Genomic DNA, 25,673 nt, shown 5'->3' with positions numbered 1-25,673 from the left:
CGAAATACCGATTTAAAGTTCGCTTCATCGCGATATAACGTTTTACCCAACCCGAGCACCGCCATGTCCAGCATCGACCTCGACGAAATAATAAAAGCCCTGGCACACCCAGTACGGCGAGACATTCTCAACTGGTTGAAAGACCCGGCCACCGAGTTTCCCGATCAGGAACACAGCACCGACTTCGGTGTGTGCTGCGGGCAAATCGACCAACGCTGCGGCCTGTCGCAGTCAACCGTTTCCGCCCACCTGGCAACCCTGCACCGCGCAGGCCTGATCCGCAGCCAGAAAGTCGGCCAATGGCATTTCTACAAACGTAACGAGGAAACCATCCAGGCCTTCCTCGACACCCTAGGTAAAGAGCTCTAGGAGCTCACAAAGGACCTCCAGCATGCCCCTCTCGCTCCTCATCCTGGCCTTGAGCGCCTTCGCCATCGGCACCACTGAGTTCGTCATCATGGGCTTGCTGCCCGATGTGGCGGCCGACCTCGGCGTGTCGATCCCCGGCGCCGGCTGGCTGGTCACCGGTTATGCCCTGGGCGTGGCCATCGGTGCGCCGTTCATGGCACTGGCTACCGCCAAATTGCCACGCAAGGCGGCACTGGTAGCGTTGATGGGCATTTTCATCGTCGGCAACCTGCTCTGTGCCCTGGCCAGCGACTATAACGTGCTGATGTTTGCCCGCGTGGTCACCGCCCTCTGCCACGGTGCGTTCTTCGGCATCGGTTCAGTGGTGGCAGCGGGCCTGGTACCGGCCAACAAGCGTGCCTCGGCCGTGGCCCTGATGTTCACCGGCCTGACCCTGGCCAACGTACTGGGGGTTCCGCTGGGCACCGCGCTCGGCCAGGAAGCCGGATGGCGCTCGACCTTCTGGGCGGTGACGGTAATTGGCGTGATCGCGCTGATCGGCCTGATTCGCTTCCTGCCGGCCAAGCGTGACGAAGAAAAACTCGACATGCGCGCCGAACTGCGTGCACTCAAGGGCGCCGGGATCTGGCTGTCGCTGAGCATGACCGCGCTGTTCGCCGCCTCGATGTTCACCCTCTTTACCTACGTCGCACCGCTGCTTGGCGACGTCACCGGCGTCTCGCCCAAAGGCGTGACCTGGACCCTGCTGTTGATCGGTCTGGGTCTGACCCTGGGCAACATCATCGGCGGCAAGCTGGCGGACAAACGCCTGAGCGCGACCTTGATCGGCGTGTTCATTTCCATGGCCGTGGTCTCCACCGTCCTGACCTGGACCAGCGTTGCGCTGATTCCCACCGAAATCACCCTGTTCCTCTGGGCCACCGCATCGTTCGCCGCCGTACCGGCGCTGCAAATCAACGTGGTGACCTATGGCAAGGCGGCACCAAACCTGGTGTCGACCCTGAATATCGGCGCCTTCAACGTCGGAAACGCCCTTGGCGCCTGGGTTGGCGGCAGCGTCATCGCCCACGGCTTCGGCCTGACCAGCGTGCCCCTCGCGGCGGCGGCACTGGCGGTACTGGCCTTGCTGGTCACCCTGATTACCTTTCGCCAGAGCGGTGACCCCGAACTGGCTCCTGCGACTAACTGATCCCACTACGAGCGCTATTTCATGACGACTATTTTCGATCCGATCAAACTGGGCGACGTCGAGTTGGCCAACCGCATCATCATGGCTCCCCTGACCCGCTGCCGCGCCGACGAAGGCCGCGTACCCAACGCGTTGATGGCGGAGTACTACGTGCAGCGAGCCTCCGCCGGCCTGATCCTCAGCGAAGCGACTTCGGTGACGCCAATGGGCGTGGGCTACCCGGACACCCCCGGCATCTGGTCCAACGACCAGGTACGTGGCTGGGCCAACGTCACCAAGGCGATCCATGGCGCCGGTGGCAAAATCTTTCTGCAACTGTGGCACGTAGGCCGGATCTCCCACCCTTCGTACCTCAACGGTGAAGCCCCGGTCGCGCCAAGCGCCATCCAGCCGAAAGGTCATGTCAGCCTGGTTCGCCCAATGGCCGACTACCCGACCCCACGTGCCCTGGAGACCGCTGAAATCGCCGACATCGTCGACGCCTACCGCACCGGCGCCGAAAACGCCAAGGCGGCCGGCTTTGACGGCGTGGAAATCCACGGCGCCAACGGTTACCTGCTCGACCAGTTCCTGCAAAGCAGCACCAACCAGCGCACCGACAACTACGGTGGCTCTCTGGAGAACCGTGCACGCCTGTTGCTGGAAGTGACCGATGCCGCCATCGAAGTTTGGGGCGCTGGCCGCGTTGGCGTGCACCTGGCACCGCGCGCCGACTCCCATGACATGGGCGATGACAACCTCGCCGAGACGTTCACCTACGTCGCTCGTGAACTGGGCAAACGCGGTATCGCCTTTATCTGCTCCCGCGAAAAAGAAGGCGCCGACAGCCTGGGCCCGCAACTCAAGGAAGCCTTTGGCGGCCCGTACATCGCCAACGAGCGCTTCACCAAGGACAGCGCCAACGCATGGCTGACCAGCGGCAAGGCCGACGCCGTCGCCTTCGGCGTGCCCTTCATCGCCAACCCGGATCTGCCGGCACGCTTGAAAGCCGACGCGGCGCTTAACGAACCACGTCCGGAACTGTTCTACGGCAAAGGCCCGGTCGGTTATATCGACTATCCGACCCTGTAAATCACTTAACACGTAAACAAAAGGCCTCCACTCATCCGAGTCGAGGCCTTTTTTCTTTTTACCGTGGAGAAATAAACAAACCGCTTACAACCCGTCGCCCCCTCGTAACAGGAGCTAATAACTCCTTTACCCATACGCGTTGATTAACCCTTCCGATCCATCAAGAATTATCTGCCGCCCAACAAACATCAACTTAAATGGATTTAAGCCGATGCCAACTTTTATCAAGCAATTCGCAAGTGGATTGACACTCAGCCTGGCCATCAGCAGTTATTGCGCTGCAGACAGTTACCCGGCAATTTCATTGTCAGAGGATCTGGACACCACCACGATCCACTCCTACATCAAAAACCTTACCCCACAAAAAATGAGTGTTGCGACGCCATCCAAAAAGATGAGCAATGCACCCTACCCGCTCACTGACTTCGATGTGCCCGTCAAAGGCACGACCGAGTTTGCCGCAGACTTCCCCAACTACTTCAGCTCTATCGGGCTCGCCAAACCGACGGTACTGACCGAGACGTTCTCCTATGTCTCAGGCAACAAGCAATGCCAGTTCACCGCCACGATCGAAGTCAGTCTGAAAGACGAAGAGGGTGACATTGAGCGGGTGCCCCATTGGTCAGGCTATGGCAAATCAACGGGCAGCGAGGCCGCTGACTGTTCTACCGAAATCCTGCAAGTGAAGCAGTCATACCCTTACAGCATGGCCATCGAATTCAGTTTCGAATGAGCGGTAACTCACCGAGAGCAAAATAAAAATGAAGACACTCAGCATCAGTACGTGCGCCCTGTTATTACTGTGCTCATTCAACGCGCACAGCATGAGCAACACAGTGATCAGCGTTAAAGTCGTTAACAACACTTTTGGCACGATGAAATTGAAAAGCATCACTGGACTTGAAGTTGCACTCAATGGCCCCTTGATCACGTTCAATGTCGGACCTGGCACCTACGAAATCATCGATATTCCATACAGCCGACCTTTCACGCTCGACTCCCCGAATTGGCAACCGCGCCGCAACAAAGTCGAACCGGTGACCCTCGATCTGGAGTTTGAAGCCCATGGTCAGCGTTGCCGATTGAAAACCAGAATGGAGGCACCGGTAGGCTACGGCGTTCTGGCGCCTGACTATAAACCTGTCTGGCAAACCGCCGTGGAATCGTCAGGAAGCGGGAAATACAGGTGCCAGGGGGTCACGACCAAAAAGCTGACAAGACCGCCTTTCAGCTACGCCGTTGAACTGAGCATCAACAAGTAGCAACCTGTCGCCAGGGGCAACCCGGGCAGACAGCCATCGCCGCGGCGTGCCTCTGGTACAGGCACGCCCATTCACATCCTCGACACAAATTCCCTACAAAATACGTAGTTCGCCATGTATCAAGGCGACGGGTGTCCGTATATAAAAGCACCCCATCGCGAAAAGGTGCCTCGATCAGGGACTGAAGCCCCTTTCGTTATTGACACAACCTGACTCAATTACGCAGGCTGGGACTCAGGCGAAGCATGTCCAGGCCGCTGTCGACCCAACGCTCGGCCTCCTGATGCAGCGCAAAGCTCTCGGGAGCGAGTAACCATTGATAGAGGATGCCATCAATGTATGCGTGAATGGTTATCGCAGCGCGGGCGGTGTCGAGGTTTTCCGGCAGTTGTCCACGATTGACCGCATTACGCAGCGCCAGCCCGATCCGCAGGTTGCAGTCCGTGCTAACCGTGCGCCGTTGCTCGCGCAGATCACACATTTCATCAGTGAATTCGCACTTGTGAAACAGAATTTCATTGATGCGACGGGTCTTCGGGTCCAGGGCAACTTGATGAAACAAATGAATCAGCAGCTTGCGCATGCAGCCCAGGGGATCTTCTTCCTCTTCACTCTCGCTGGCGCGCGCCATCTCATCCAGTGGCTCACGCAGGCTGTCCAGCATGGCCTGGACCAGATCGGCCTTGTTGCTGAAATGCCAATAGATCGCGCCACGCGTCACCCCGGCGAGGGTCGCGATATCGGCCAGCGTCGTGCGCGCCACGCCCCGTTCGTAAAAGGCTTGCTCTGCGGCTTCGAGAATCTGGCTACGGGTTTCTTGAGCTTCCTCTTTGGTGCGACGAACCATGGCAGTAAAACCTCAATCAGGGATCCTTCGGCGATGCCTGAACAGCATCTGAACAAATGTGGGGAGACCTCTTTCGGGCCTGCTCCCCAGCCTACAATTCACACCTTGAAACACTGCGGCTGAAAGGATTGAGCCGCCTTCAAGGTATTTACAAACAACCATGAACGTAAGTATATTCCTTAGCAAGCTACTTATCCACTCAGCACTGATTTTTTACCTTTCCACTTTTCTAGTGCGCATCGAGCGCGCCTGACCCGAGGATCTTCATGCAATTCAAGCCAGCTGTTACCGCTCTGGTCACTGCCGTCGCCCTGGCATCGCTGCTCAGCGGATGTAAAAAGGAAGAGGCGGCTCCCGTCGCACAAGCCCCTCAGGTCGGCGTCGTTACCCTCCAACCACAAGCCTTTACCCTGACTTCCGAACTGCCAGGCCGCACCACGGCCTATCGCATCGCCGAAGTTCGTCCACAGGTCAACGGCATCATTCTCAAGCGCCTGTTCAAGGAAGGCGGCGACGTCAAGGAAGGCCAGCAGCTCTACCAGATCGATCCATCGGTGTACCAAGCCACGCTGAACAGTGCCCAGGCCAACCTGCAATCGACCAAATCGATCTCCGATCGCTACAAGCAACTGGTCGACGAACAGGCGGTCAGCCGTCAGGAATACGACACGGCCATGGCTAACCGCCTGCAGTCCGAAGCGTCCCTGCAAACCGCACAGATCAACCTGCGTTACACCAAGGTCCTGGCTCCACTGACTGGGCGCATCGGTCGTTCCACCGTCACCGAAGGTGCACTGGTGAACAATGGCCAGACCGAAGCCATGGCAGTGATCCAGCAACTGGACCCGATCTATGTCGACGTGACCCAGTCCTCGGTCGAGCTGCTTGAGCTGCGCCGCGAACTGGAAAGCGGTCGCCTGCAAAAAGCCGGCGACAACGCGGCGATGGTCAAGCTGACCCTCGAAGACGGCAGCCAGTACAAGCAACAGGGCAAGCTGGAGTTCTCCGAAGTCTCGGTTGACCAGACCACCGGCTCGGTGACCCTGCGCGCCGTGTTCCCCAACCCTGACCACACCCTGCTGCCGGGCATGTTCGTTCACGCCCAACTGCAAGCGGGTGTGAACAGCGCCGCGATTCTCGCCCCACAACAAGGCGTGACCCGTGACCTCAAGGGCAGCCCGACCGCTCTGGTGGTGGGCCCGGACAATAAGGTCGAACTGCGCCAACTCAAGGCCAGCCGCACCGTCGGCAGCCAATGGCTGATCGAAGACGGCCTCAAGGCCGGCGACCGCCTGATTACCGAAGGCCTGCAGTACGTTAAACCCGGCGTTGAAGTGAAAGTCAGCGAAGCGACCAACGTATCCGTGAAAAACCCGGCCCCTGCACAGGCAACAGACAAAGCTGCGGGCGGCAAAGGGGAGTAAACCATGTCGAAATTCTTTATCGACCGTCCGATTTTCGCCTGGGTAATTGCCCTGGTGATCATGCTGGTCGGGGCTCTATCGATCCTCAAGTTGCCGATCAACCAATACCCGAGCATCGCCCCACCGGCGATCGCCATCTCCGTGACCTACCCAGGCGCCTCTGCACAAACCGTGCAGGACACCGTGGTGCAAGTGATCGAGCAGCAGCTCAACGGTATCGACAACCTGCGTTATGTGTCTTCGGAAAGTAACTCCGACGGCACCATGACCATCACCGCCACCTTCGAGCAAGGCACTAACTCCGACACCGCGCAGGTCCAGGTCCAGAACAAGCTGAACCTGGCCACCCCGCTGTTGCCGCAGGAAGTGCAGCAACAAGGTATCCGCGTGACCAAGGCAGTGAAGAACTTCCTGCTGGTGATCGGCGTGGTGTCGCGTGACGGCAGCATGACCAAGGACGACCTGTCCAACTACATCGTGTCCAACATGCAGGACCCGATCTCGCGGACCGCCGGTGTCGGTGACTTCCAGGTCTTCGGTGCGCAGTACGCCATGCGTATCTGGCTCGACCCGGCCAAGCTGAACAACTACAACCTGACCCCGGTCGACGTGAAAACCGCCGTGGCGGCGCAGAACGTCCAGGTCTCGTCCGGCCAGCTCGGCGGCTTGCCAGCGCTGCCTGGCACTCAGCTCAACGCCACCATCATCGGCAAGACCCGCCTGCAGACCGCAGAGCAGTTCAATGAAATCCTGCTCAAGGTCAACAAGGACGGTTCCCAGGTTCGCCTGAAAGACGTCGCCGACGTTGCCCTCGGTGGCGAGAACTACAGCATCAACGCCCAGTTCAACGGTGCGCCGGCGTCCGGCCTGGCTGTGAAACTGGCCACCGGTGCCAACGCCCTCGACACCGCCAAGGCCCTGCGCACAACCATCGAAAGCCTCAAGCCATTCTTCCCTGAAGGCATGGAAGTGGTGTTCCCGTACGACACCACCCCAGTGGTGACCGAGTCGATCAAGGGTGTGGTTGAGACCCTGGTCGAAGCGATCGTGCTGGTGTTCCTGGTGATGTTCCTGTTCCTGCAGAACTTCCGCGCCACCGTCATCACCACGATGACCGTGCCCGTGGTACTGCTGGGGACCTTCGGTATCCTTGCCGCGTTCGGTTTCAGCATCAACACCCTGACCATGTTCGGTATGGTCCTGGCCATCGGCTTGCTGGTGGACGACGCCATCGTCGTGGTGGAAAACGTCGAACGGGTGATGAGCGAAGAAGGCCTGTCACCCAAGGAAGCGACCAAGAAGTCCATGGGCCAGATCCAGGGCGCGTTGGTCGGTATTGCCCTGGTGCTGTCCGCCGTTCTGTTGCCGATGGCGTTCTTCAGCGGCTCCACCGGTGTGATCTACAAGCAGTTCTCGATCACCATCGTGTCGGCCATGGCCCTGTCGGTATTGGTCGCACTGATCTTCACCCCGGCGCTCTGCGCCACCATGCTCAAGGCCATTCCCCATGGCGAGCACGGCGTACCGAAGCGCGGCTTCTTCGGCTGGTTCAACCGTAACTTCGACAACGGTGTGCGCCGCTATGAGCGCGGCGTCGGCAGCATCCTCAAGCATAAAGCGCCGTACCTGCTGGCCTACCTGATCATCGTGGTCGGCATGATCTGGCTGTTCACCCGCATCCCAACGGCGTTCCTGCCGGAAGAAGACCAGGGCGTTCTGTTCGCTCAGGTGCAGACGCCAGCCGGTTCCAGCGCCGCACGGACCCAGGTGGTCGTGGACGAAATGCGCGAGTTCCTGCTGCGTCCGAACAAGGATGGCGGTGAAGGCGATGCGGTGGCCTCGGTGTTTACCGTCAACGGCTTCAACTTTGCCGGTCGTGGCCAGAGTTCGGGTATGGCGTTCATCATGCTCAAGCCATGGGACGAGCGTAACGCCGACAACAGCGTGTTCAAGGTCGCGGCCCGTGCCCAACAGCACTTCTTCACCTTCCGCGATGCGATGGTGTTTGCGTTCGCCCCGCCGGCCGTACTGGAATTGGGTAACGCCACCGGTTTCGACGTGTTTCTGCAGGACCGCGCCGGTATCGGTCACGACAAGCTGATGGAAGCGCGCAACCAGTTCCTCGGCATGGCCGCGCAGAGCAAGGTGCTGTCGCAGGTGCGTCCGAACGGCCTGAACGACGAACCGCAATACCAACTGGAAATCGATGACGAGAAAGCCAGCGCCCTGGGCGTCACGCTGACCGAAATCAACAACACCCTGTCGATTGCCCTGGGCAGTAGCTACGTCAACGACTTCATCGACCGTGGTCGGGTGAAAAAGGTCTACATCCAGGGTCAGCCTGGCTCGCGGATGACCCCGGAAGACCTGAAGAAGTGGTACGTGCGCAACAGCCAGGGAACCATGGTGCCGTTCTCGGCCTTCGCCAAGGGCACCTGGATCTACGGCTCGCCGAAACTGGCGCGCTACAACGGCGTGGAAGCGATGGAAATCCTTGGTGCCCCGGCCCCGGGCTACTCCACCGGTGAAGCCATGGCCGAAGTCGAGGCGCTGGCGAAGAAGCTGCCGGCCGGTGTCGGTATCTCCTGGACCGGTTTGTCCTACGAGGAACGTCTGTCCGGTTCCCAGGCGCCAGCGCTGTACGCCTTGTCGCTGCTGATGGTGTTCCTGTGTCTGGCGGCGCTGTACGAAAGCTGGTCGATTCCGATCGCGGTGATGTTGGTGGTGCCGCTGGGGATCATCGGTGCCCTGCTGGCGACCAGCTTGCGCGGCTTGTCCAACGACGTGTACTTCCAGGTAGGTTTGTTGACAACCATCGGGTTGGCGGCGAAAAACGCCATTCTGATTGTCGAATTTGCCAAGGAGCTGCATGAACAGGGACGCAGTCTCACGGATGCGGCCATCGAAGCCTGCCGGATGCGTTTGCGCCCGATCATCATGACCTCGTTGGCATTCGTCCTGGGTGTGGTTCCGTTGGCCATTTCCACCGGCGCAGGTTCGGGTAGCCAGCATGCCATCGGTACCGGGGTGATCGGCGGTATGATCACCGCCACCGTACTGGCGATCTTCTGGGTCCCACTGTTCTTTGTCACCGTGTCGTCTATGGGGCAGCGCAAAAAAGCTGACCAGGATGGCGCAACTGAAACTCCTAAAGAGGCTGGCCAATGAGCAAGTCACTACTCTCCCTAGCCATCGCCGCGTTCGTGCTCGGTGGCTGCTCGCTGATCCCCGAGTATCAGCAGCCCGAAACCCCGGTGGCCGGGCAGTACCCGCAAGGTCCGGCCTATACGCCGGCCGAAGCGGCCAGCCAGGCCGCGGCGGAACAAGGCTGGAAGCAGTTTTTCCATGATCCGGCGCTGCAACAGCTGATCCAGGTCGCACTGGAAAATAACCGTGACCTGCGTGTCGCCGCCCTGAACATCGACGCCTATGCGGCCCAATACCGCATTTCCCGCGCCGACCTGTTCCCGGCAGTGTCAGCCAACGGCAGCGGCAGTCGCCAACGCCTGCCGGCTGACGCGTCGCAGACTGGCGAGTCGAGCATCAGCAGCTCGTACTCGGCGACCCTGGGTGTCAGCGCCTACGAGCTCGACCTCTTCGGTCGCGTTCGCAGCCTCAACGAACAGGCGTTGCAGACCTACTTCGCCTCCGAAGAAGCCCGCCGCAGCACGCAGATCAGCCTGGTGGCCAACGTCGCCAATGCTTACCTGACGTGGCAGGCCGACAAGGAACTGCTGAAGGTGACCCAGGACACCCTCGCCACCTTCGAAGAAAGCTACCGCCTCACCGCGCGTAGCAACGAAGTCGGCGTGGCCTCGGCGCTGGACCTGAGTCAGTCGCGCACTTCGGTGGAAAACGCCAAGGTGCAACTGGCCAAGTACACCCGCCAGGTCGCCCAGGACGAAAACGGCCTGACGCTGCTGCTCGGCACCGGTGTGCCGAGCAATCTGACCGCCGCCCGGCCGCTGGCCGACGACCTGCTCAGCGAAGTGCCGGCCGGCCTGCCGTCGGACCTGTTGCAACGACGCCCGGACATCCTCGCCGCCGAACATAACCTCAAGGCCGCCAATGCCAACATCGGCGCCGCCCGGGCTGCGTTCTTCCCAAGCATCAGCCTGACCGCCAATGCCGGCACCTTGAGCCCGGACCTTTCGGGCCTGTTCAAGGGCGGTTCCGGAACCTGGTTGTTCCAGCCACAGATCAACCTGCCGATCTTCAACGCCGGTGCGTTGAGTGCCAGCCTGGACTATTCGAAAATCCAGAAAGACATCACCGTCGCGCAGTACGAGAAGTCGATTCAGACTGCCTTCCAGGAAGTCTCCGACGGCCTCGCGGCACGCCAGACCTTCAACCAGCAGTTGCAGGCCCAGCGTGACTTGGTGGACGCCAACCAGACCTACTACCGTCTGGCCGAGCGTCGCTACCGCATTGGCGTCGACAGCAACCTGACCTTCCTCGACGCCCAGCGTCAGCTGTTCAGCTCGCAACAATCGCTGATCACTGATCGCCTGTCGCAACTGGTCAGCGAAGTGAACCTGTACAAGGCCCTGGGTGGCGGCTGGAATGCGCAAACCGCGCAGAACGAGCCGGTGAGCAAAGACGCACCGCAGCTCAAGATGTTCTGATTGCCAGACCCTTGAGCCTCATGAAAACCGGAATCCGCCATGGATTCCGGTTTTTTTATGCCGGTCTGAAACTGCCTGTCAGATCTGCGCCAGCGCCTGGGCCAGATCGGCGCGCAGGTCTTCGATACCCTCCACGCCCACCGATAGGCGCACCAGTGCATCGCCAATGCCGATTTGCGCCCGGGTGGCGACCGGAATGCTGGCGTGGGTCATGATTGCCGGGTGCTCGATCAGGCTTTCCACCCCGCCCAGGCTCTCGGCCAGGGCAAAGATCTGCACCGCTTCGAGGAAGCGCCGGGCACCGGCCAGGTCGCTGTTCAGGTCCAGGGAAATCATCCCGCCGAATCCGCGCATCTGCCGTTGCGCCAAGGCATGCTGCGGATGGGACGGCAAGCCTGGGTAATAGACTCGCGCCACTTGCGGCTGACGCTCCAGCCACTGCGCCAGGTCCAGCGCATTGCTGCAGTGGCGTTCCATGCGTAGCGCCAGGGTCTTGACTCCGCGAAGGGTCAGAAACGCATCGAACGGCCCGGCAATCGCGCCCACGGCGTTTTGCAGGAACCCCAGGCGCTCCGCCAGCTCGGGGTTTTGTCCGACCACGGCGATCCCGCCAATCACGTCGGAGTGGCCGTTGAGGTACTTGGTGGTGGAATGCAGGACGATGTCAAAACCCAGCTCCAGCGGCCGCTGCACCCAGGGGCTGGCGAAGGTGTTGTCGGCGACACAGAGGATGCCGCGCTGGCGGCAAATACGGGCGATGGCGCTCAGGTCAGTCAGGCGCAACAGCGGGTTACTTGGGGTTTCCACCATGACCATCCGCGTGTCGTCCTGCAATGCCGCTTCAAATGCCGACAGGTCAGTCAGGTCGACGAAGCTGAAGCGATGCCCGGCGCTGCGCTGGCGGACCTTGTCGAACAGGCGGAAGGTCCCGCCGTAGAGGTCGTTGCCGGAGACAATGTGCGCGCCGCTGTCGAGCAGCTCGAGCACGGTGGAAATGGTCGCCAGCCCAGAGGCAAAGGCAAAGGCCCGGGTGCCGCCTTCAAGGTCGGCCACACAACGCTCCAGAGCAAAACGCGTCGGGTTGTGGGAGCGCCCGTAATCCAGGCCTTGATGCACCCCGGGGCTTTGTTGCAGATAGGTCGAGTTGGCGTAGATCGGCGGCATCAGTGCTCCGGTGGACGGGTCCGGAACCTGCCCGGCGTGGATCACCCGGGTGGCAAACTCCTGTGGCACCGGGGGGTTCTCGTGGTCACTCATGTCAGGGATCTCCGTAGATGATTGAGCAGATCGACGCGGGTAATCAGGCCATGGAACACCGGGCCATCGGCGATGATCGCCACCAGGCCACGGTCGAGTTCTGCCTGCAATTCGGCCAACGAGGTGCTGGCCGGCAGGGTATGCAGTTGGTCGGTCATGGCCGAGGCGACGGTCAGGCGCAGGTGCGCGGCGTCCTGATGCACGCCGAGCAAAATATCGGACTCGTCGATCACCCCGACCAGGCGCTGGCCATCCACCAACACCGGCAACTGCGAGACATCGGCCAAACGCATGCGCTGGAAGGCGGTCAGCAAGGTGTCGTCCGGCCCGACGCTGATCACCCGGCCATCCTCGAAACGCCGAGCGATCAGATCCCTCAAGTCTCCGTAGCTCTTGCGTTGCAGCAGGCCCTGATCGGTCATCCACTGGTCGTTGTAGACCTTGGACAGATAGCGCGTGCCGGTATCACAGACGAAGCTGACCACCCGCTTCGGCTCGGTTTGCTCGCGGCAGTAGCGCAATGCCGCCGCCAGCAATGTCCCCGTCGATGAACCGCCGAGAATGCCTTCGGCGCGCAGCAACTGCCGGGCGTGATCGAAACTTTCTTCGTCGCTGATCGAGTAGGCCTGGCGCACGCTGGAGAGGTCGGCGATCGAGGGAATGAAGTCCTCGCCTATGCCTTCCACCGCCCAGGCCCCAGGGGTGCCAAGGGTGCCGCTGCGGCTGTACTCGGCCATCACCGAGCCGACCGGATCGGCCAGCACCATCGCCAGGTCAGGCTGCACCCGACGAAAGAATCGGGTCAGCCCAGTCAGGGTGCCGGCCGAGCCGACGCCAACGACAATAGCGTCCAGATCATGCTGGGTCTGCGCCCAGATCTCCGGCGCGGTGCTGCATTCGTGGGCCAGCGGGTTGGCGGGGTTGTTGAACTGATCGGCGAAGAACGCCCGGGGAATCTCCTGCGCCAGGCGCGCGGCGACATCCTGGTAGTACTCGGGATGGCCCTTGCCGACGTCGGAGCGGGTGATGTGCACTTCGGCGCCCATCGCCTTCAGGTGCAGGACTTTCTCGGTGGACATCTTGTCCGGCACCACCAGCACCACCCGGTAGCCTTTCGCCCGCCCGACCAGCGCCAGGCCCAGGCCGGTGTTCCCGGCCGTCGCTTCAATAATGGTTCCCCCAGGGCGCAAGCGCCCGTCGCGCTCGGCGGCGTCGATCATGGCCAGGCCGATGCGGTCCTTGATCGAGCCCCCGGGATTCTGCGATTCGAGTTTGAGAAACAGCGTGCAGGGCCCGGTATCGAAGCGGCTGACACGCACCAGTGGCGTATTACCGATTAGTTCGAGTACGGCAGGACGGGAGTCGTTCGGCATGTCGGTACCTCACGGGGGATCAGCACAGGAAGGACTGCAACCTCGCATCGACCATAGGCCGCGAACGCGGGACCTGCAACCGTGCCCGGCTCATCGGTAGCAGCGGGATTACCGTTCGATCATCGCCCAAAACCCGCTTTCGCAGATTGAACCATTTAGTACATTCGCCCCACCATTCGCCAAACAACACCAATAACAACAGGTTCCAAGCCATGTCCCCGCGCCCTGCCCCGTCCGGCTGATACAGATCGTTTTGCCCTCTTGAATACCCTTTGTCCGCAACCTTTGCGTCGCGGCGTTGGCCCGTTTCATCTCCAAGAATTAGAGAGTCCCCAGCCCATGACACCTTTCACTGCGCAGTACTTCGCCCCCAGCCTGATCGCCGCCGCCCTGTTCGCCGCAGCCTTGCCCGCCTACGCCGAGGAGTCGGGGTTTATCGACGGCGCCAGCGCCAACCTGAATCTGCGCAACTTCTACATCAACCGCAACTTCACCAACCCGGATAAACCCCAGGGCAAGGCTGAGGAATGGACGCAGAGTTTCATTCTCGATGCCAAATCCGGCTTCACCCAAGGCACTGTCGGCTTTGGCATGGACGTGTTGGGGTTGTACTCGGTGAAGCTGGACGGCGGCAAGGGCACCGGCGGCACCCAACTGTTGCCGCTGGACCATGACGGTCGTCCGGCGGACAACTTCGGGCGCACTAACGTCGCGTTCAAGGCTCGTCTGTCACAGACCGAGTTGAAGGTCGGCGAATGGATGCCGGTGCTGCCGATCCTGCGTTCGGACGACGGCCGCTCGCTGCCGCAGACGTTCCGTGGCGGGCAGATCACCTCTCGGGAAATCAGTGGCCTGACCCTCTACGGCGGACAAATGCGCGCCAACAGCCCGCGTGACGACAGCAGCATGAGCGACCTGTCGATGACCGGCAGGGCGACGGTCACCTCCGACCGCTTCAACTTTCAGGGCGCCGAGTACAGCTTCAACGACAAACGCACACAGGTTGCGCTGTGGAATGCCGAGCTCAAGGACATCTACAGCCAGCAATTCGTCAATCTGACCCACAGCCAGCCACTGGGCGACTGGACCCTCGGCGCCAACCTCGGCTTTTTCTACGGCAAGGATGACGGCAGCGCCCGGGCCGGCGAGCTGGACAACAAGACCTGGTCAGGCTTGTTCTCGGCCAAATACGGCGGTAACACCTTCTACGTCGGCCTGCAGAAACTCACCGGCGACAACGCCTGGATGCGCGTCAACGGCACCAGCGGCGGAACCCTGGCCAACGACAGCTATAACTCAAGCTATGACAACGCCCGGGAAAAATCCTGGCAACTGCGCCATGACTACAATTTCGCCGCGCTCGGCGTGCCCGGCCTGACCCTGATGAACCGCTACATCAGCGGCGACAACGTGCACACCGCCACCGTCAGCGATGGTAAGGAATGGGGGCGCGAAAGCGAATTAGGCTACACCGTGCAGAGCGGCGCCCTGAAAAACCTCAACCTGAAGTGGCGCAACTCGAGCATCCGCCGCGACTACAGCAGCAACGAGTTCGACGAAAACCGCTTGATCGTCAGCTATCCGCTCAACCTGCTCTGAGCCGATATAATCGCCGTGACCTGCTGAACCCTTCAGCGGCTTGACGTTCCTATGGGCACTCCCCGGAACACTGGCCTTGGCGTGCGGAACATCACTGCACGCCAACAGGTGTCATTTCCGCTGATTGATCGCCGGTCGCCCTACTACCATGAAGCCGATTCTTGCCGTTATCGCTGTGCTCGCCCTGTCCCTCGGACTGGGCGGTTGCATCGGCCCACCGATTGCCCTGAGCCCGCAGACTGAACAAGCCCTGCAAGCCTCGCCGCCGATTCGTTTTCTGCTGACTTTTGACGACGGCCCCAGCGCCTCCGGCTGGGCCAATCCGAGTCGTGCGGTGATGGAGGCGCTGGCGAACAACCCGATCCAGCCCGGGATCAAAGCCGTGTTCTTTGTCCAGACCCGAGCCCCAAGGGCCGGCGGCAGTGAGCGCGGGCGCAAGACCATGGTTCGTGAGCACGCGGCCGGGCATATCCTGGCGTTCCACACCGCCACCCCGTGGCACACCAATCATCGTTCGCTGGACCCGCAGGAACTGGAGCAGTCCCTCAGCTGGGGCACCGCCGATATCCAGGCGATCACCGGCACGGCACCGACCCTGGTACGACCACCATTCTGGAGTTACGACAAGCGCACCTTTGCCGCCTATCAACGGCATGGCCTGCATGTGTTATTGACGGATTTGAGTGCCAATGACGGCAAGGTCTGGGGCATCACCGCCAGTCCGCGGCGGCGGGCCAATCTGCTCAGGCAGTTATCGGAAACCCGCGAGCGCATCGCCAAGGGCGAATTACCCGCGGTCGATGGGGTGATTCCGGTGGTGGTGACCTTCCACGATCTGAATCGCTACACCGCCCGGCATATGCAGGAATACCTGCAGATCCTCCTCGACAGCGCTCACGAAACCCACGTGCCGCTGGCACCCCAGCCGTTCTATCAGGACTCGGCGGCGCTGCAGCGTGCGGCCATGGCGCGCACGCTGCATGAGGCTGGCGATCCGGTGCGTTTACCGGGGCTGTGGAACTGGATCTGGGGCCACAAAGACTAGGTCCTACTCGCGGGACTCGACGCCTAACTCATCCCACACCGACGCGGCCAGGTGGAAGGTCGCATTGGCCGCCGGAATGCCGCAATAGATCGCGCTCTGCATCAGCACTTCCTTGATCTCGGCCCGGGTCACGCCATTGTTGGCCGCCGCCCGCAGGTGCAGCTTCAACTCTTCGTTGCGGTTCATGCCGATCAGCATGGCGATGGTGATCAGGCTGCGGGTATGCCGCGGCAAGCCAGGGCGGGTCCAGATATCGCCCCAGGCGTGACGGGTGATCATCTCCTGAAACTCCGAGTTGAACTCGGTCAGGCTGTCCAGGCTGCGGTCGACATGAGCGTCGCCGAGCACCGCGCGACGCACCTGCATGCCTTCGTCATAACGTTGTTTCTCGTCCACGGGTCGCTCCTCAGTGGGCCAACAGGAAGGTCAGCACACGCTGGCTGAAAGCATCGCCGGCCTGCACGTTGGACAAGTGCGCGGCGTAGAACTCGGCATACTCGGCGCCCGCGACCCGCTCCTGGATGAAGTGACTGCCGGAAGGTGGCGTCACGGCGTCGTCGCTGCCGGCGATGACCAGGGTCGGGACCTTGATTGCACCCAGCTGCTCACGGTAATCGGCATCGCGCACCGCTGCGCAGTTGGCGGCATAGCCCTGTGGCGAGGTAGCGGCAAGCATGTCGGTGATCTGTTTCGCCGTCGCCGGATGGGCCTCGGCAAAATCCGCCGTGAACCAGCGGGCAATCGAGGCGTCGCGCAGGGCAACCATGGCCGCCGCGCCATCACGCAGGACCATTTCGATGCGTGGATCCCAGGTGGCCGGTTCGCCGATTTTCGCTGAGGTGTTGCACACCACCAGCGAGTGCAAGCGCTCACCGGCATTGATGCCCAGCCACTGGCCGATCAGGCCGCCCATGGACAGCCCGCAAAAATGCGCGCGCTCGATGTGCAGGGCATCCAGCAGGGCCAGCACGTCGCGGCCCAGTTGCTCGATGCTGTAGGGCCCCTGAGTCACCAGCGAGCGACCGTGGCCACGGGTATCGAAACGCAGCACCCGAAAATGCTCGGCGAACGCCGGGATCTGGGCGTCCCACATGTGCAGGTCGGTGCCCAGGGAGTTGGACAGCACCAGCACCGGAGCGTCTTGCGGACCCTCAATTTGGTAGTGCAGTTCGCCGTCGGCGAGTTGTACGAATGCCACAGAGATTCTCCTTCAGACAGTCAGGGTCAGGTGTTCGGCCAGCGCGCGTTCGACCCAGGTCTGGGCCTGGCCGAGGTAGTGCGCGGGGTCCATCAGTTGATCAAGTTCAGTCACGGACAACTCGCCGGTGACCTGCGGCTCATCGCCGAGGACTGCACGCAGATGCCGCTGTTCGGCCACCGCGCGCTTGCAGCAGGTTTCCAGCAGGTGATGGGCGCGGTCGCGACCGATGCACTGGGCCAGCACGATGCTGACGGCTTCGGCGAGCACCAGGCCCTGGGTCAGGTCGAGATTGCGTGCCATACGTTCGGCGTCGACTTCCAGTCCTTGGGCAATCGCCAGCGCCTGTTGCAAGGCACCGGACACCAGGCAGCAGATTTCCGGCAGGGTCTCCCACTCGGCGTGCCACAGCCCGAGGCTGCGTTCGTGCTCCTGGGGCATGGCGCTGAACAGCGTCGACACCAGGCCTGGCACTCGAGTCGCAGCGCTGATCAGCACTGCCGCGCCAACCGGATTGCGCTTGTGCGGCATGGTCGAAGAGCCGCCCTTGCCCGGCGCAGAAGGTTCGAAGACCTCCCCCGCTTCGGTCTGCATCAACAGGCTGATATCACGCCCCAGTTTGCCCAGGCTGCCGGCCAGCAGGCCAAGCACCGCGCCGAACTCCACCAGGCGATCACGCTGGGTGTGCCAGGGTTGATCCGGCAACCCCAAATCCAACTCCTGCGCCAAGGCTTCGGCGATCGGCATGGCCTGCTCGCCCAATGCCGCCAGGGTGCCGCTGGCACCGCCGAACTGCAGGACCAGCAAGCGCGGCTTGAGTGCCTGCAAGCGCTGGCGGGTGCGGGTCAGCGCGCCCAGCCAGCCGGCGATTTTCATGCCCAGGGTGACCGGTGTCGCGTGCTGCAGCCAGGTGCGTCCGGCCAGTGGTGTGGCGATATGCCGTTGCGCTTGCTGCGCCAAGGCGTCGGCCAAGCGAGCCAGGTCAGCTTCAATCAATTCGAGCGCATCGCGCAGTTGCAGGACCAGGCCACTGTCCATTGCATCCTGGCTGGTAGCGCCCAGGTGCACATAGCGCTCGGCCTCCGGGTCTTGCAGGGCAATCTGCTTGCCCAGCGCCTTGACGAGCGGAATGGCGGAATTGCCGGCAGTGGCAATCGCCTCGCCGAGGGCGGCAAAGTCGTAGTGTCCGGCCTGGCAGGCGGCGGCAATCGGCGCCACCGCAGTCGTCGGGACCAGCCCTATGCTCGCCTCGGCCCGCGCCAGAGCGGCCTCGAAGTCGAGCATGGCCTGGACTCGGCCCTGGTCACTGAATACGTCACGCATGGTCCGCGCGGTGAAATAAGCATCGAACAATTGGTTGCTCGGACGTTGCATAAGGCTTCCTTGAAGGGCGCGCGCCCGAAGCAGGCGCGCGCCGAAGGGTCAAAGGTCGTGATGCAGATACGCCGCTTGCTTGGGCAAACGCAAGCTGAACAGGAAGGCGACAGCCATCATCACCGTCACGTACCAGTAGAAGGAGTTTTCCATCCCCACCGATTTCAGGCTCAGCGCCACATATTCCGCCGAACCGCCGAATACCGCGTTGGCCACCGCGTAAGCCAGGCCGACACCCAGGGCGCGCACCTGCGGCGGGAACATCTCGGCTTTTACCAGACCGCTGATCGAGGTGTAAAAACTCACGATTGCCAGCGCCAGGGTAATCAGCACGAAGGCCAGGAACGGACTGGTGACCGATTTCAGGCTCAGCAGGATCGGCACCGTGCACAGCGTACCGAGGGCACCGAACCAGAGCATCGAGTTACGTCGCCCGATCTTGTCGGCCAGCATGCCGAAGAACGGTTGCATGCACATATACAGAAACAGCGCGCCGGTCATGATGTAACTGGCCGTCTTGGCGTGCATCCCGGCGGTGTTCACCAGGTACTTCTGCATGTAAGTAGTGAAGGTATAGAAAATCAACGAGCCACCGGCGGTGTAACCCAGCACGGTAATGAACGCCGCCTTGTGATCACGAAACAGCGCACGAATGCTGCCGGCGTCTTTGTCTTCACGCATTTCCTTGCTGGTGGTTTCTTTCAACGAACGACGCAGCAATAGCGAAATCACCGCCGCTATCGCGCCGACGACAAACGGAATCCTCCAACCCCAGGCACGCAGTTCATCTTCGGAGAGGAACTGTTGCAGGATCACCACCAGCAACACTGCCAGCAGTTGCCCGCCGATCAGCGTCACGTACTGGAACGAGGCGAAGAAGCCGCGCTGGCCCTTGAGTGCTACCTCACTCATGTAGGTCGCGGTGGTGCCGTACTCGCCACCCACCGACAGGCCCTGGAACAGACGGGCCACCAGCAGCAGGATCGGCGCCCAGACGCCAATGTCCTTGTAGGTCGGCAGGCAGGCAATCAGCAATGATCCGGCGCACATCATCAGCACCGAAATCATCATCGAATTCTTGCGCCCGTGCTTGTCGGCCACCCGGCCGAACAGCCAGCCACCAATGGGTCGCATCAAAAATCCGGCGGCAAACACACCAGCGGTGTTGACCAATTGCACGGTCGGATCGTCGGAGGGAAAGAAGGCTGGGGCGAAGTAGATCGCGCAGAAGGCGTATACATAGAAGTCGAACCATTCGACGAGATTGCCGGAAGATGCCCCGACAATTGCGAAGATCCTCTTGCCACGCTCTTCAGCGGTGTAGTGGCTGGTGATTGATGTCATGGTTATTCACTCGATGGGGACAGTGAGAGTCTAGACACACTTTGCAACAGTCCCGTTCCGCAGAAACCTGTAGGCGACGCTGCTCACTGTGGGAGGCGGCCCCCTGTGGGAGCGGGCTTGCCCGCGAAGAATTCGCCGCGTTGCCTCAGATAACGTGCGTTATCGTTGACGTTCTTCGCGAGCAAGCTCGCTCCTACAGGTGATGGAGGGTGTGGATTAAACCCTTTCGATCGCCAGTGCCAGGCCTTGGCCTACACCTACACACATGGTCGCCAGGCCCTTACGGCCACCGGTTTTCTCCAGTTGGTGCAAGGCAGTCAGCACCAAACGTGCACCACTCATGCCCAGCGGGTGCCCGAGGGCAATGGCGCCGCCGTTCGGGTTGACCTGTGGCGCGTCGTCCGCCAGGCCGAGTTCGCGCAACACCGCGAGGCCCTGGCTGGCGAAGGCTTCGTTGAGTTCGATCACGTCGAAATCATTGACCGACACACCCAGGCGTTCCACCAGCTTGCGCACTGCCGGCACCGGGCCAATGCCCATGACACGTGGAGCAACGCCGGCGCTGGCCATGCCCAGCACTTTCGCGCGAGCGGTCAGACCGTGCTTCTTCACCGCCTCGGCGGAGGCCAGGATCAATGCCGCAGCCCCGTCGTTAACGCCCGAGGCGTTGCCAGCGGTGACGGTCTTGTCCGGGCCGTTGACCGGTTTGAGTTTGCTCAGGGTTTCCAGGCTGGTGTCGGCACGCGGATGCTCGTCCTGCTCCACCACGCTTTCGCCTTTTTTGTGGGCGATGCGCACCGGGACAATTTCCTCGGCGAAGAAGCCAGCCGCTTGCGCCGCTGCAGTACGTTGCTGGCTGCGCAGGGCAAAGGCGTCCTGGTCGGCGCGCGATACCGCGTAATCATCGGCGACGTTGTCGGCGGTCTGCGGCATCGCATCGACCCCGTACTGGGCTTTCATCAACGGGTTGATGAAACGCCAGCCAATGGTGGTGTCTTCCAGCTTCATGTTGCGCGAGAACGCTGCGTCGGCCTTACCCATCACGAACGGTGCACGGGACATCGACTCGACGCCGCCGGCAATCGCCAGTTCCATTTCACCGCTGGCAATGGCGCGGAACGCCGTGCCAATCGCATCCATGCCGGAAGCGCACAGGCGGTTGAGGGTCACCCCGGGAATGCTCTCCGGCAGACCGGCCAACAACAGCGCCATGCGTGCCACGTTACGGTTGTCTTCGCCAGCCTGGTTGGCGCAGCCGAGGAACACTTCGTCCACGGCAGTCCAGTCGACGCCCGGGTTGCGCTCGATCAGGGCCTTGATCGGCACAGCCGCCAGGTCGTCGGCACGCACCGCCGAAAGGCCACCGCCAAAGCGGCCGATCGGAGTACGAATTGCATCGCAGATATAAACGTCACGCATCATGCTTCTCCCGGTGCCTGGCCGTGGGCGGCAGCGGTGCGCGCTTCCAGATCGCGCAAGGCAAGCAGCTCTGCCTCGGTCGGCTCGGCGGTGAACTCCACCTGATCGGCGAAGCGCACTGGCCAGCCCGTAGCGGCAACCACTTGCTCGCGGGTCACGCCCGGGTGCAGTGCGGTGACCACGAACTCGTGGGTGCCGGCTTCCGGCTCCATGATGCACAGGTCGGTGATGATCCCCACCGGACCGGCACCTGGCAGCCCCAGGCGTTTACGCGAATCGCCGCCTTCGCCGTGGCCGACTGAGGTAATGAAGTCCAGCTTGTCGACAAACGAGCGCGCCGACTGCTTGAGAATGATCAGCACGCTTTTCGCCGAACCGGCGATCTCCGGTGCCCCGCCCGCGCCTGGCAGACGGACTTTTGGCTGGTGATAGTCACCGACCACTGTGGTGTTGATGTTGCCGAAACGGTCAACCTGCGCGGCGCCGAGGAAACCAACGTCGATGCGCCCGCCCTGCAGCCAATAGCGGAAGATCTCGCCAGTCGGCACCACAGTATCAGCGGTTTCCGCCAACTCGCCGTCACCGATGGACAGCGGCAGGACGCTTGGCTTGGCGCCGATCGGGCCCGACTCGTAAATCAGTACGACGTCTGGCGAAGAGGTCAGTCGCGCGAGGTTGGCCGCTTTCGATGGCAAGCCGATGCCGACAAAGCACACCGAACCGTTCTTCAGGCGGCGGGCGGCGGCAACGGTCATCATTTCATTGGTGGAGTACGTCATTATTTGGCCTCCGAAGCACGAGCCAGCTTGGCCTGGAATTCACTGAAATCGGCAGTACCGTGGATGTATTCGTTGATCCACGCGGTGAAGGTCTCACGGTCGCGGGCAATCGGGTCCCACGCCTGGTAGAAACGGTTGTCACGCTCGGTGTAGCCGTGGGCGTAGGACGGGTGCGCGCCGCCAGGCACATGGCACACCGCAGTCAGGGCCCAGGTTGGCAGTACGCAGGCGTTCATCGGTGCGTTCAGGTCGTCGACAATCTCTTCCACCGTGACGATGCAACGCTTGGCCGCCAAAGCCGCTTCCTTTTGCACACCAAGGATGCCCCAGAGCAGCACGTTGCCCTTGCGGTCGGCCTTCTGCGCGTGGATCACGGTCACGTCCGGACGCACCGACGGCACCGCCGCCAGCACTTCACCGGTGAACGGGCAGGTCACGCTCTTGATCAGCGGGTTGACCTTGGGCAGATCAGAACCGGCGTAGGCACGCAGCACCGCGAACGGCAGGCCAGAGGCGCCGGCAACGTAGGCGTTGGCCAGGTCGGCGTGGCTATGCTCTTCGATTTCCAAAGCATGCGGCCACTGCTTCTCGACCGCATCGCGCAGGCGATGCAGCGAGCCCACGCCCGGGTTGCCGCCCCAGGAGAAAATCAATTTGCGCGCGCAACCGGCACCGATCAACTGGTCGTAGACTAAGTCGGGAGTCATGCGCACCAGAGTCAGGTCTTTTTTGCCCTGACGGATGATTTCATGACCCGCAGCGGTCGGAATCAAATGAGTGAAGCCTTCGAGGGCGATAGTGTCGCCGTCATTCACGAATTGCTTCACTGCAGCTTGCAGCGAAAGGATTTCTGCCATGGGGTTGGACTCCCGATTCTTAGTAAACCGATGTGGAGGACATGGCGCGATCAGCGCCGCCGGATTGCCTGAAGATTAAGCCGCGCCAAATCGTCAAACAATCCGATAATCGACTAAGTGTTCGTTTATCGAACAGATTGTTGTTAGCCTAACGATCCGTTCGAAGCACTCAGGTCGCGTCTGCGTGACTGACCAACCCCTTGATAATCACCGCCGTGGTGGCCAGCGCAGCAGGAATGACCAGCGCCGTCAGCACCTGCTCGAAGTTCCAGCCCAGGCCAAGCAGAGTCGCCCCCATCCAGGCACCGAGGATTGCGCCAAAGCGGCCGATTCCGAGCATCCAGGAAACGCCCGTTGCGCGTCCCTGGGTAGGGTAAAAACGTGCCGCCAGCGAAGGCATGGCCGATTGCGCGCCGTTCACACACATCCCTGCGACCAGCACCAGGGTCGCCAGCAAGGTGATGTTGCCCAGGCTCTGCCCTACCGCGTAGGCAAATACCCCGGCCAATAGATAGAAGGTGCCGATGACCTTGTGCGGGTTGTACCGGTCCATTGCCCAACCCACCGCGACCGCGCTGAGCACTCCGCCCAGTTGAAACAGCGCGCCAATGAACGCCGCCTGCTCCATGCTCGCGCCACTGTCGCGCATCAGGGTCGGCAGCCAACTGGTCAGCAGGTAAACAATCACCAGCCCCATGAAGTACGTCAGCCACAGCAACAGCGTGCCGGTGCTGTAGGTGCCGGAGAAAATCACCGCGAACACGTTGCGCGCCTTGACGCTCTTTTGCTCGGGCACACTGAAGCTCGCCGCCTGGCTCACGGTCACCGGGTCAATCGGCGTCAGTGCCTTGCGCACCCTGTCGGTGCCGCGATTGCGCACCACCAGGTAACGCGCCGACTCCGGCAACCAGAACACCAATACCACTACCAGCAATAACGGCAGGATGCCGCCGATCAGCAACAGGCTGTGCCAGCCGAACGCCGGGATCAATTTGGCCGAGATAAATCCGCCGCCAGCCATGCCCAGGTTGAAGCCACAGAACATGCTGGTCACCAGCAGCGACTTCTTGCGCTCCGGGGTGTATTCCGACAACAAGGTGGTTGCGTTGGGCATGCCGGCGCCCAGGCCAAGGCCGGTGAGGAAGCGCAACACCAACAGTTGCTCGACGTTGGTGCTATAGGCAGATGCCAGGCTGAAGGCGCCGAACAACAGGACCGCCCCCACCAACACCACCTTGCGCCCGAAACGGTCAGCCAACGGCCCGGAACCCAGGGCGCCGAAGACCATGCCAATCAGTGCGGCGCTCATCACCGGCCCCAGGCTGGCACGGTCGATCCCCCAATCCTGAGACAGAGCGGGGGCAATAAAACCCATCGCCGCCGTGTCCAGGCCATCGAGGAAGACAATCAGAAAACACAGGATGACCACGCGCCACTGGTAGCGCGAGATCGGCTGAGCATTGATGAAGGACTGCACGTCAAGGCAGTTACCCACAGAGGATTGAGGCTGATTCATTATTTTTATTCCACACTGAAAACGCAGGCGAACGCCGGCCGGCACAGGCCAGGCCATTCAACAAAGGGGTATTTGCGGAGTCAGGCGCTCCGGGGCGCGATACAACGACAGGCCAGGGACGGGCGCATGATGGGATGCCTCTTCATTATTATCGGGTGCTCCACCGGTGCTGGCCGCGAGGGCCGTACACACCGGAAAACGCTGCCGCGACATTAATAAGGCGAGGGAAAGAGCGTCAATCGAGCAAACGCGAGTCTGTGCGTTTATCGAACACGTTAAGCGAACAACTGGGCGCTGAGCTCACGGCTGGCACTCAGCAACCCCGGCAGAAACCGCTGCTCCAGTTCATTGCGACTGACGCGCCCGGCGTGGGTGCTGATGTTCAGTGCAGCAAGCACCTGGCCCGACGCGTCGTACACCGGAACGGCAATAGAGCGCAGGCCCTGCTCAAGCTCCTGATCAACGACGCACCAGCCCTGCTGGCGAACCTCCTGCAGGCATTCAAGTAAGGCTTCTGGCGTATGCAGGGTGCGGCTGGTCTTGGCCTGCAGATCGGCGCTGTCGAGGTACTCGCGCAACGACGCATCGTCCAGCGCCGCCAGGAGGATGCGGCCCATGGACGTGCAATAGGCCGGCAGGCGTCCACCTACGGAAAGGTCGACCGAAATCAGGCGCTGGGTAGTCGCCGACCGGGCGATGTACAGAATGTCGTTACCTTCCAGGGTGGCCATGTTGCAGGCCTCGTGCAGTTGCTCGCTCATGCGATCCAGATAGGGCTGCGCCGAGACCGCCAATGGCGTGGACGACAAGTAGGCGTGACCGAGGGTCAGCACTTTGGGCAGCAGCGAATAGGTGCGCCCGTCGGTGGTGGCATAGCCCAATTTGATCAGCGTATGCAGGCAGCGGCGCACTGCCGCGCGCGGAATCTCCGTGCGATGGCTGATCTGGGCGATGGTCAGGTGACGCTTACGCTCCTGAAACGCTTGCACCACTGCCAGGCCGCGGGCCAGAGAGGTCATGAAGTCAGGATCACCGGTCAGCGCCTGGATCCGCTTGGCCGGCGAAGCAACGATTGGGGGGGCTGCCGAGGTAAAGGAGTTACGCATTTGATCGTTCATTACAGGT

22 protein-coding genes are annotated in these 25,673 nt (G+C 61.6%); 10 read left to right on the top strand and 12 right to left on the bottom strand.

What is annotated here, in order from left to right; genetic code table 11:
- Nucleotides 1–63: 63 nt before the first annotated feature.
- From KW062_RS07220 to KW062_RS07200, 5 genes are all read left to right on the top strand, one after another.
- Nucleotides 64–369: an ArsR/SmtB family transcription factor gene (locus tag KW062_RS07220; RefSeq protein ID WP_105755650.1), complete on the top strand. Its 306-nt coding sequence runs from the start codon at nucleotides 64–66 to the stop codon at nucleotides 367–369.
- A gap of 22 nt (nucleotides 370–391) precedes the next feature.
- Nucleotides 392–1,558 (top strand): MFS transporter, encoded by a 1,167-nt coding sequence (locus KW062_RS07215; protein ID WP_105755651.1) that lies wholly within the window; start codon nucleotides 392–394, stop codon nucleotides 1,556–1,558.
- Between the two features lie 21 nt (nucleotides 1,559–1,579).
- Nucleotides 1,580–2,629 (top strand): alkene reductase, encoded by a 1,050-nt coding sequence (locus KW062_RS07210; RefSeq protein ID WP_105755652.1) that lies wholly within the window; start codon nucleotides 1,580–1,582, stop codon nucleotides 2,627–2,629.
- A gap of 211 nt (nucleotides 2,630–2,840) precedes the next feature.
- On the top strand, nucleotides 2,841–3,362 hold the full coding sequence (locus KW062_RS07205) for a hypothetical protein (RefSeq protein WP_105755653.1): 522 nt from the start codon (nucleotides 2,841–2,843) through the stop codon (nucleotides 3,360–3,362).
- Between the two features lie 91 nt (nucleotides 3,363–3,453).
- Nucleotides 3,454–3,891 (top strand): hypothetical protein, encoded by a 438-nt coding sequence (locus KW062_RS07200; protein ID WP_146118244.1) that lies wholly within the window; start codon nucleotides 3,454–3,456, stop codon nucleotides 3,889–3,891.
- 214 nt (nucleotides 3,892–4,105) lie between these two features.
- Here the strand turns inward: KW062_RS07200 and emhR are convergent, their stop codons facing one another.
- Nucleotides 4,106–4,738 (bottom strand): efflux system transcriptional repressor EmhR, encoded by a 633-nt coding sequence (gene emhR / locus KW062_RS07195; protein ID WP_027621178.1) that lies wholly within the window; start codon nucleotides 4,736–4,738, stop codon nucleotides 4,106–4,108.
- Nucleotides 4,739–5,004: 266 nt separating this feature from the next.
- On the opposite strand from emhR, the gene emhA reads away from it, so the two are divergent.
- Genes emhA through adeC form a run of 3 tightly spaced genes read left to right on the top strand, consistent with a single transcriptional unit; the run spans nucleotide 5,005 to nucleotide 10,787 of the window.
- Nucleotides 5,005–6,162 carry an efflux RND transporter periplasmic adaptor subunit EmhA gene (gene emhA / locus KW062_RS07190; RefSeq protein WP_027621177.1) on the top strand — a complete coding sequence of 386 codons (1,158 nt, stop codon included), beginning with the start codon at nucleotides 5,005–5,007 and terminating at the stop codon, nucleotides 6,160–6,162.
- A 3-nt stretch (nucleotides 6,163–6,165) separates the two neighbouring features.
- On the top strand, nucleotides 6,166–9,330 hold the full coding sequence (gene emhB, locus KW062_RS07185) for an efflux RND transporter permease subunit EmhB (protein WP_105755655.1): 3,165 nt from the start codon (nucleotides 6,166–6,168) through the stop codon (nucleotides 9,328–9,330).
- A complete protein-coding gene (adeC, locus tag KW062_RS07180; protein ID WP_027621175.1) occupies nucleotides 9,327–10,787 on the top strand; it encodes an AdeC/AdeK/OprM family multidrug efflux complex outer membrane factor in 1,461 nt (486 codons plus the stop codon). The genes emhB and adeC overlap by 4 nt, the downstream gene beginning before the upstream one ends.
- 78 nt (nucleotides 10,788–10,865) lie before the next feature.
- Here the strand turns inward: adeC and KW062_RS07175 are convergent, their stop codons facing one another.
- Together KW062_RS07175 and KW062_RS07170 are read right to left on the bottom strand one after the other, a co-directional pair.
- On the bottom strand, nucleotides 10,866–12,044 hold the full coding sequence (locus KW062_RS07175; protein WP_105755656.1) for a trans-sulfuration enzyme family protein: 1,179 nt from the start codon (nucleotides 12,042–12,044) through the stop codon (nucleotides 10,866–10,868).
- Nucleotides 12,041–13,417: a pyridoxal-phosphate dependent enzyme gene (locus KW062_RS07170; protein ID WP_027621173.1), complete on the bottom strand. Its 1,377-nt coding sequence runs from the start codon at nucleotides 13,415–13,417 to the stop codon at nucleotides 12,041–12,043. Before KW062_RS07170 ends, KW062_RS07175 begins: the two co-directional genes overlap by 4 nt.
- Nucleotides 13,418–13,756: 339 nt before the next feature.
- Here KW062_RS07170 and KW062_RS07165 point away from each other — a divergent pair, with 339 nt between their 5' ends.
- Both KW062_RS07165 and KW062_RS07160 read left to right on the top strand, forming a co-directional pair.
- The gene (locus KW062_RS07165; protein ID WP_027621172.1) at nucleotides 13,757–15,016 is read left to right on the top strand and encodes an OprD family porin; all 1,260 of its coding nucleotides are present in this window, start codon (nucleotides 13,757–13,759) and stop codon (nucleotides 15,014–15,016) included.
- Nucleotides 15,017–15,164: 148 nt separating this feature from the next.
- Entirely contained in the window at nucleotides 15,165–16,061 is an 897-nt protein-coding gene (locus KW062_RS07160) for a polysaccharide deacetylase family protein (protein ID WP_027621171.1), read from the top strand.
- Between the two features lie 3 nt (nucleotides 16,062–16,064).
- Here the strand turns inward: KW062_RS07160 and pcaC are convergent, their stop codons facing one another.
- The 9 genes from pcaC to pcaR form a co-directional block, all read right to left on the bottom strand.
- Nucleotides 16,065–16,457: a 4-carboxymuconolactone decarboxylase gene (gene pcaC / locus KW062_RS07155; protein WP_027621170.1), complete on the bottom strand. Its 393-nt coding sequence runs from the start codon at nucleotides 16,455–16,457 to the stop codon at nucleotides 16,065–16,067.
- Between the two features lie 10 nt (nucleotides 16,458–16,467).
- Nucleotides 16,468–17,259 carry a 3-oxoadipate enol-lactonase gene (gene pcaD / locus KW062_RS07150; protein ID WP_105755657.1) on the bottom strand — a complete coding sequence of 264 codons (792 nt, stop codon included), beginning with the start codon at nucleotides 17,257–17,259 and terminating at the stop codon, nucleotides 16,468–16,470.
- A 12-nt stretch (nucleotides 17,260–17,271) separates the two neighbouring features.
- Nucleotides 17,272–18,633 (bottom strand): 3-carboxy-cis,cis-muconate cycloisomerase, encoded by a 1,362-nt coding sequence (locus tag KW062_RS07145; protein ID WP_105755658.1) that lies wholly within the window; start codon nucleotides 18,631–18,633, stop codon nucleotides 17,272–17,274.
- Nucleotides 18,634–18,681: 48 nt separating this feature from the next.
- Nucleotides 18,682–19,977 carry an MFS family transporter gene (locus KW062_RS07140; RefSeq protein WP_027621167.1) on the bottom strand — a complete coding sequence of 432 codons (1,296 nt, stop codon included), beginning with the start codon at nucleotides 19,975–19,977 and terminating at the stop codon, nucleotides 18,682–18,684.
- Between the two features lie 216 nt (nucleotides 19,978–20,193).
- Nucleotides 20,194–21,399, bottom strand: a complete 1,206-nt coding sequence (gene pcaF / locus KW062_RS07135) for a 3-oxoadipyl-CoA thiolase (RefSeq protein ID WP_177327297.1) — start codon at nucleotides 21,397–21,399, stop codon at nucleotides 20,194–20,196.
- The gene (locus tag KW062_RS07130) at nucleotides 21,396–22,178 is read right to left on the bottom strand and encodes a CoA-transferase subunit beta (RefSeq protein WP_177327298.1); all 783 of its coding nucleotides are present in this window, start codon (nucleotides 22,176–22,178) and stop codon (nucleotides 21,396–21,398) included. Before KW062_RS07130 ends, pcaF begins: the two co-directional genes overlap by 4 nt.
- The gene (locus KW062_RS07125) at nucleotides 22,175–23,032 is read right to left on the bottom strand and encodes a CoA transferase subunit A (protein WP_027621164.1); all 858 of its coding nucleotides are present in this window, start codon (nucleotides 23,030–23,032) and stop codon (nucleotides 22,175–22,177) included. Before KW062_RS07125 ends, KW062_RS07130 begins: the two co-directional genes overlap by 4 nt.
- Nucleotides 23,033–23,201: 169 nt before the next feature.
- A complete protein-coding gene (locus KW062_RS07120; RefSeq protein WP_027621163.1) occupies nucleotides 23,202–24,548 on the bottom strand; it encodes an MFS transporter in 1,347 nt (448 codons plus the stop codon).
- Nucleotides 24,549–24,823: 275 nt separating this feature from the next.
- Nucleotides 24,824–25,666: a pca regulon transcriptional regulator PcaR gene (gene pcaR, locus KW062_RS07115; protein ID WP_027621162.1), complete on the bottom strand. Its 843-nt coding sequence runs from the start codon at nucleotides 25,664–25,666 to the stop codon at nucleotides 24,824–24,826.
- Between the last annotated feature and the right edge of the window lie 7 nt (nucleotides 25,667–25,673).

The sequence above is a fragment of the Pseudomonas fluorescens genome, assembly GCF_019212185.1.
In the GTDB taxonomy this organism is placed as follows: Bacteria; Pseudomonadota; Gammaproteobacteria; order Pseudomonadales; family Pseudomonadaceae; genus Aquipseudomonas.
The sequence above is the reverse complement of the archived record's forward strand: the minus strand, read 5'-3'. Positions and strand labels throughout refer to the sequence as shown.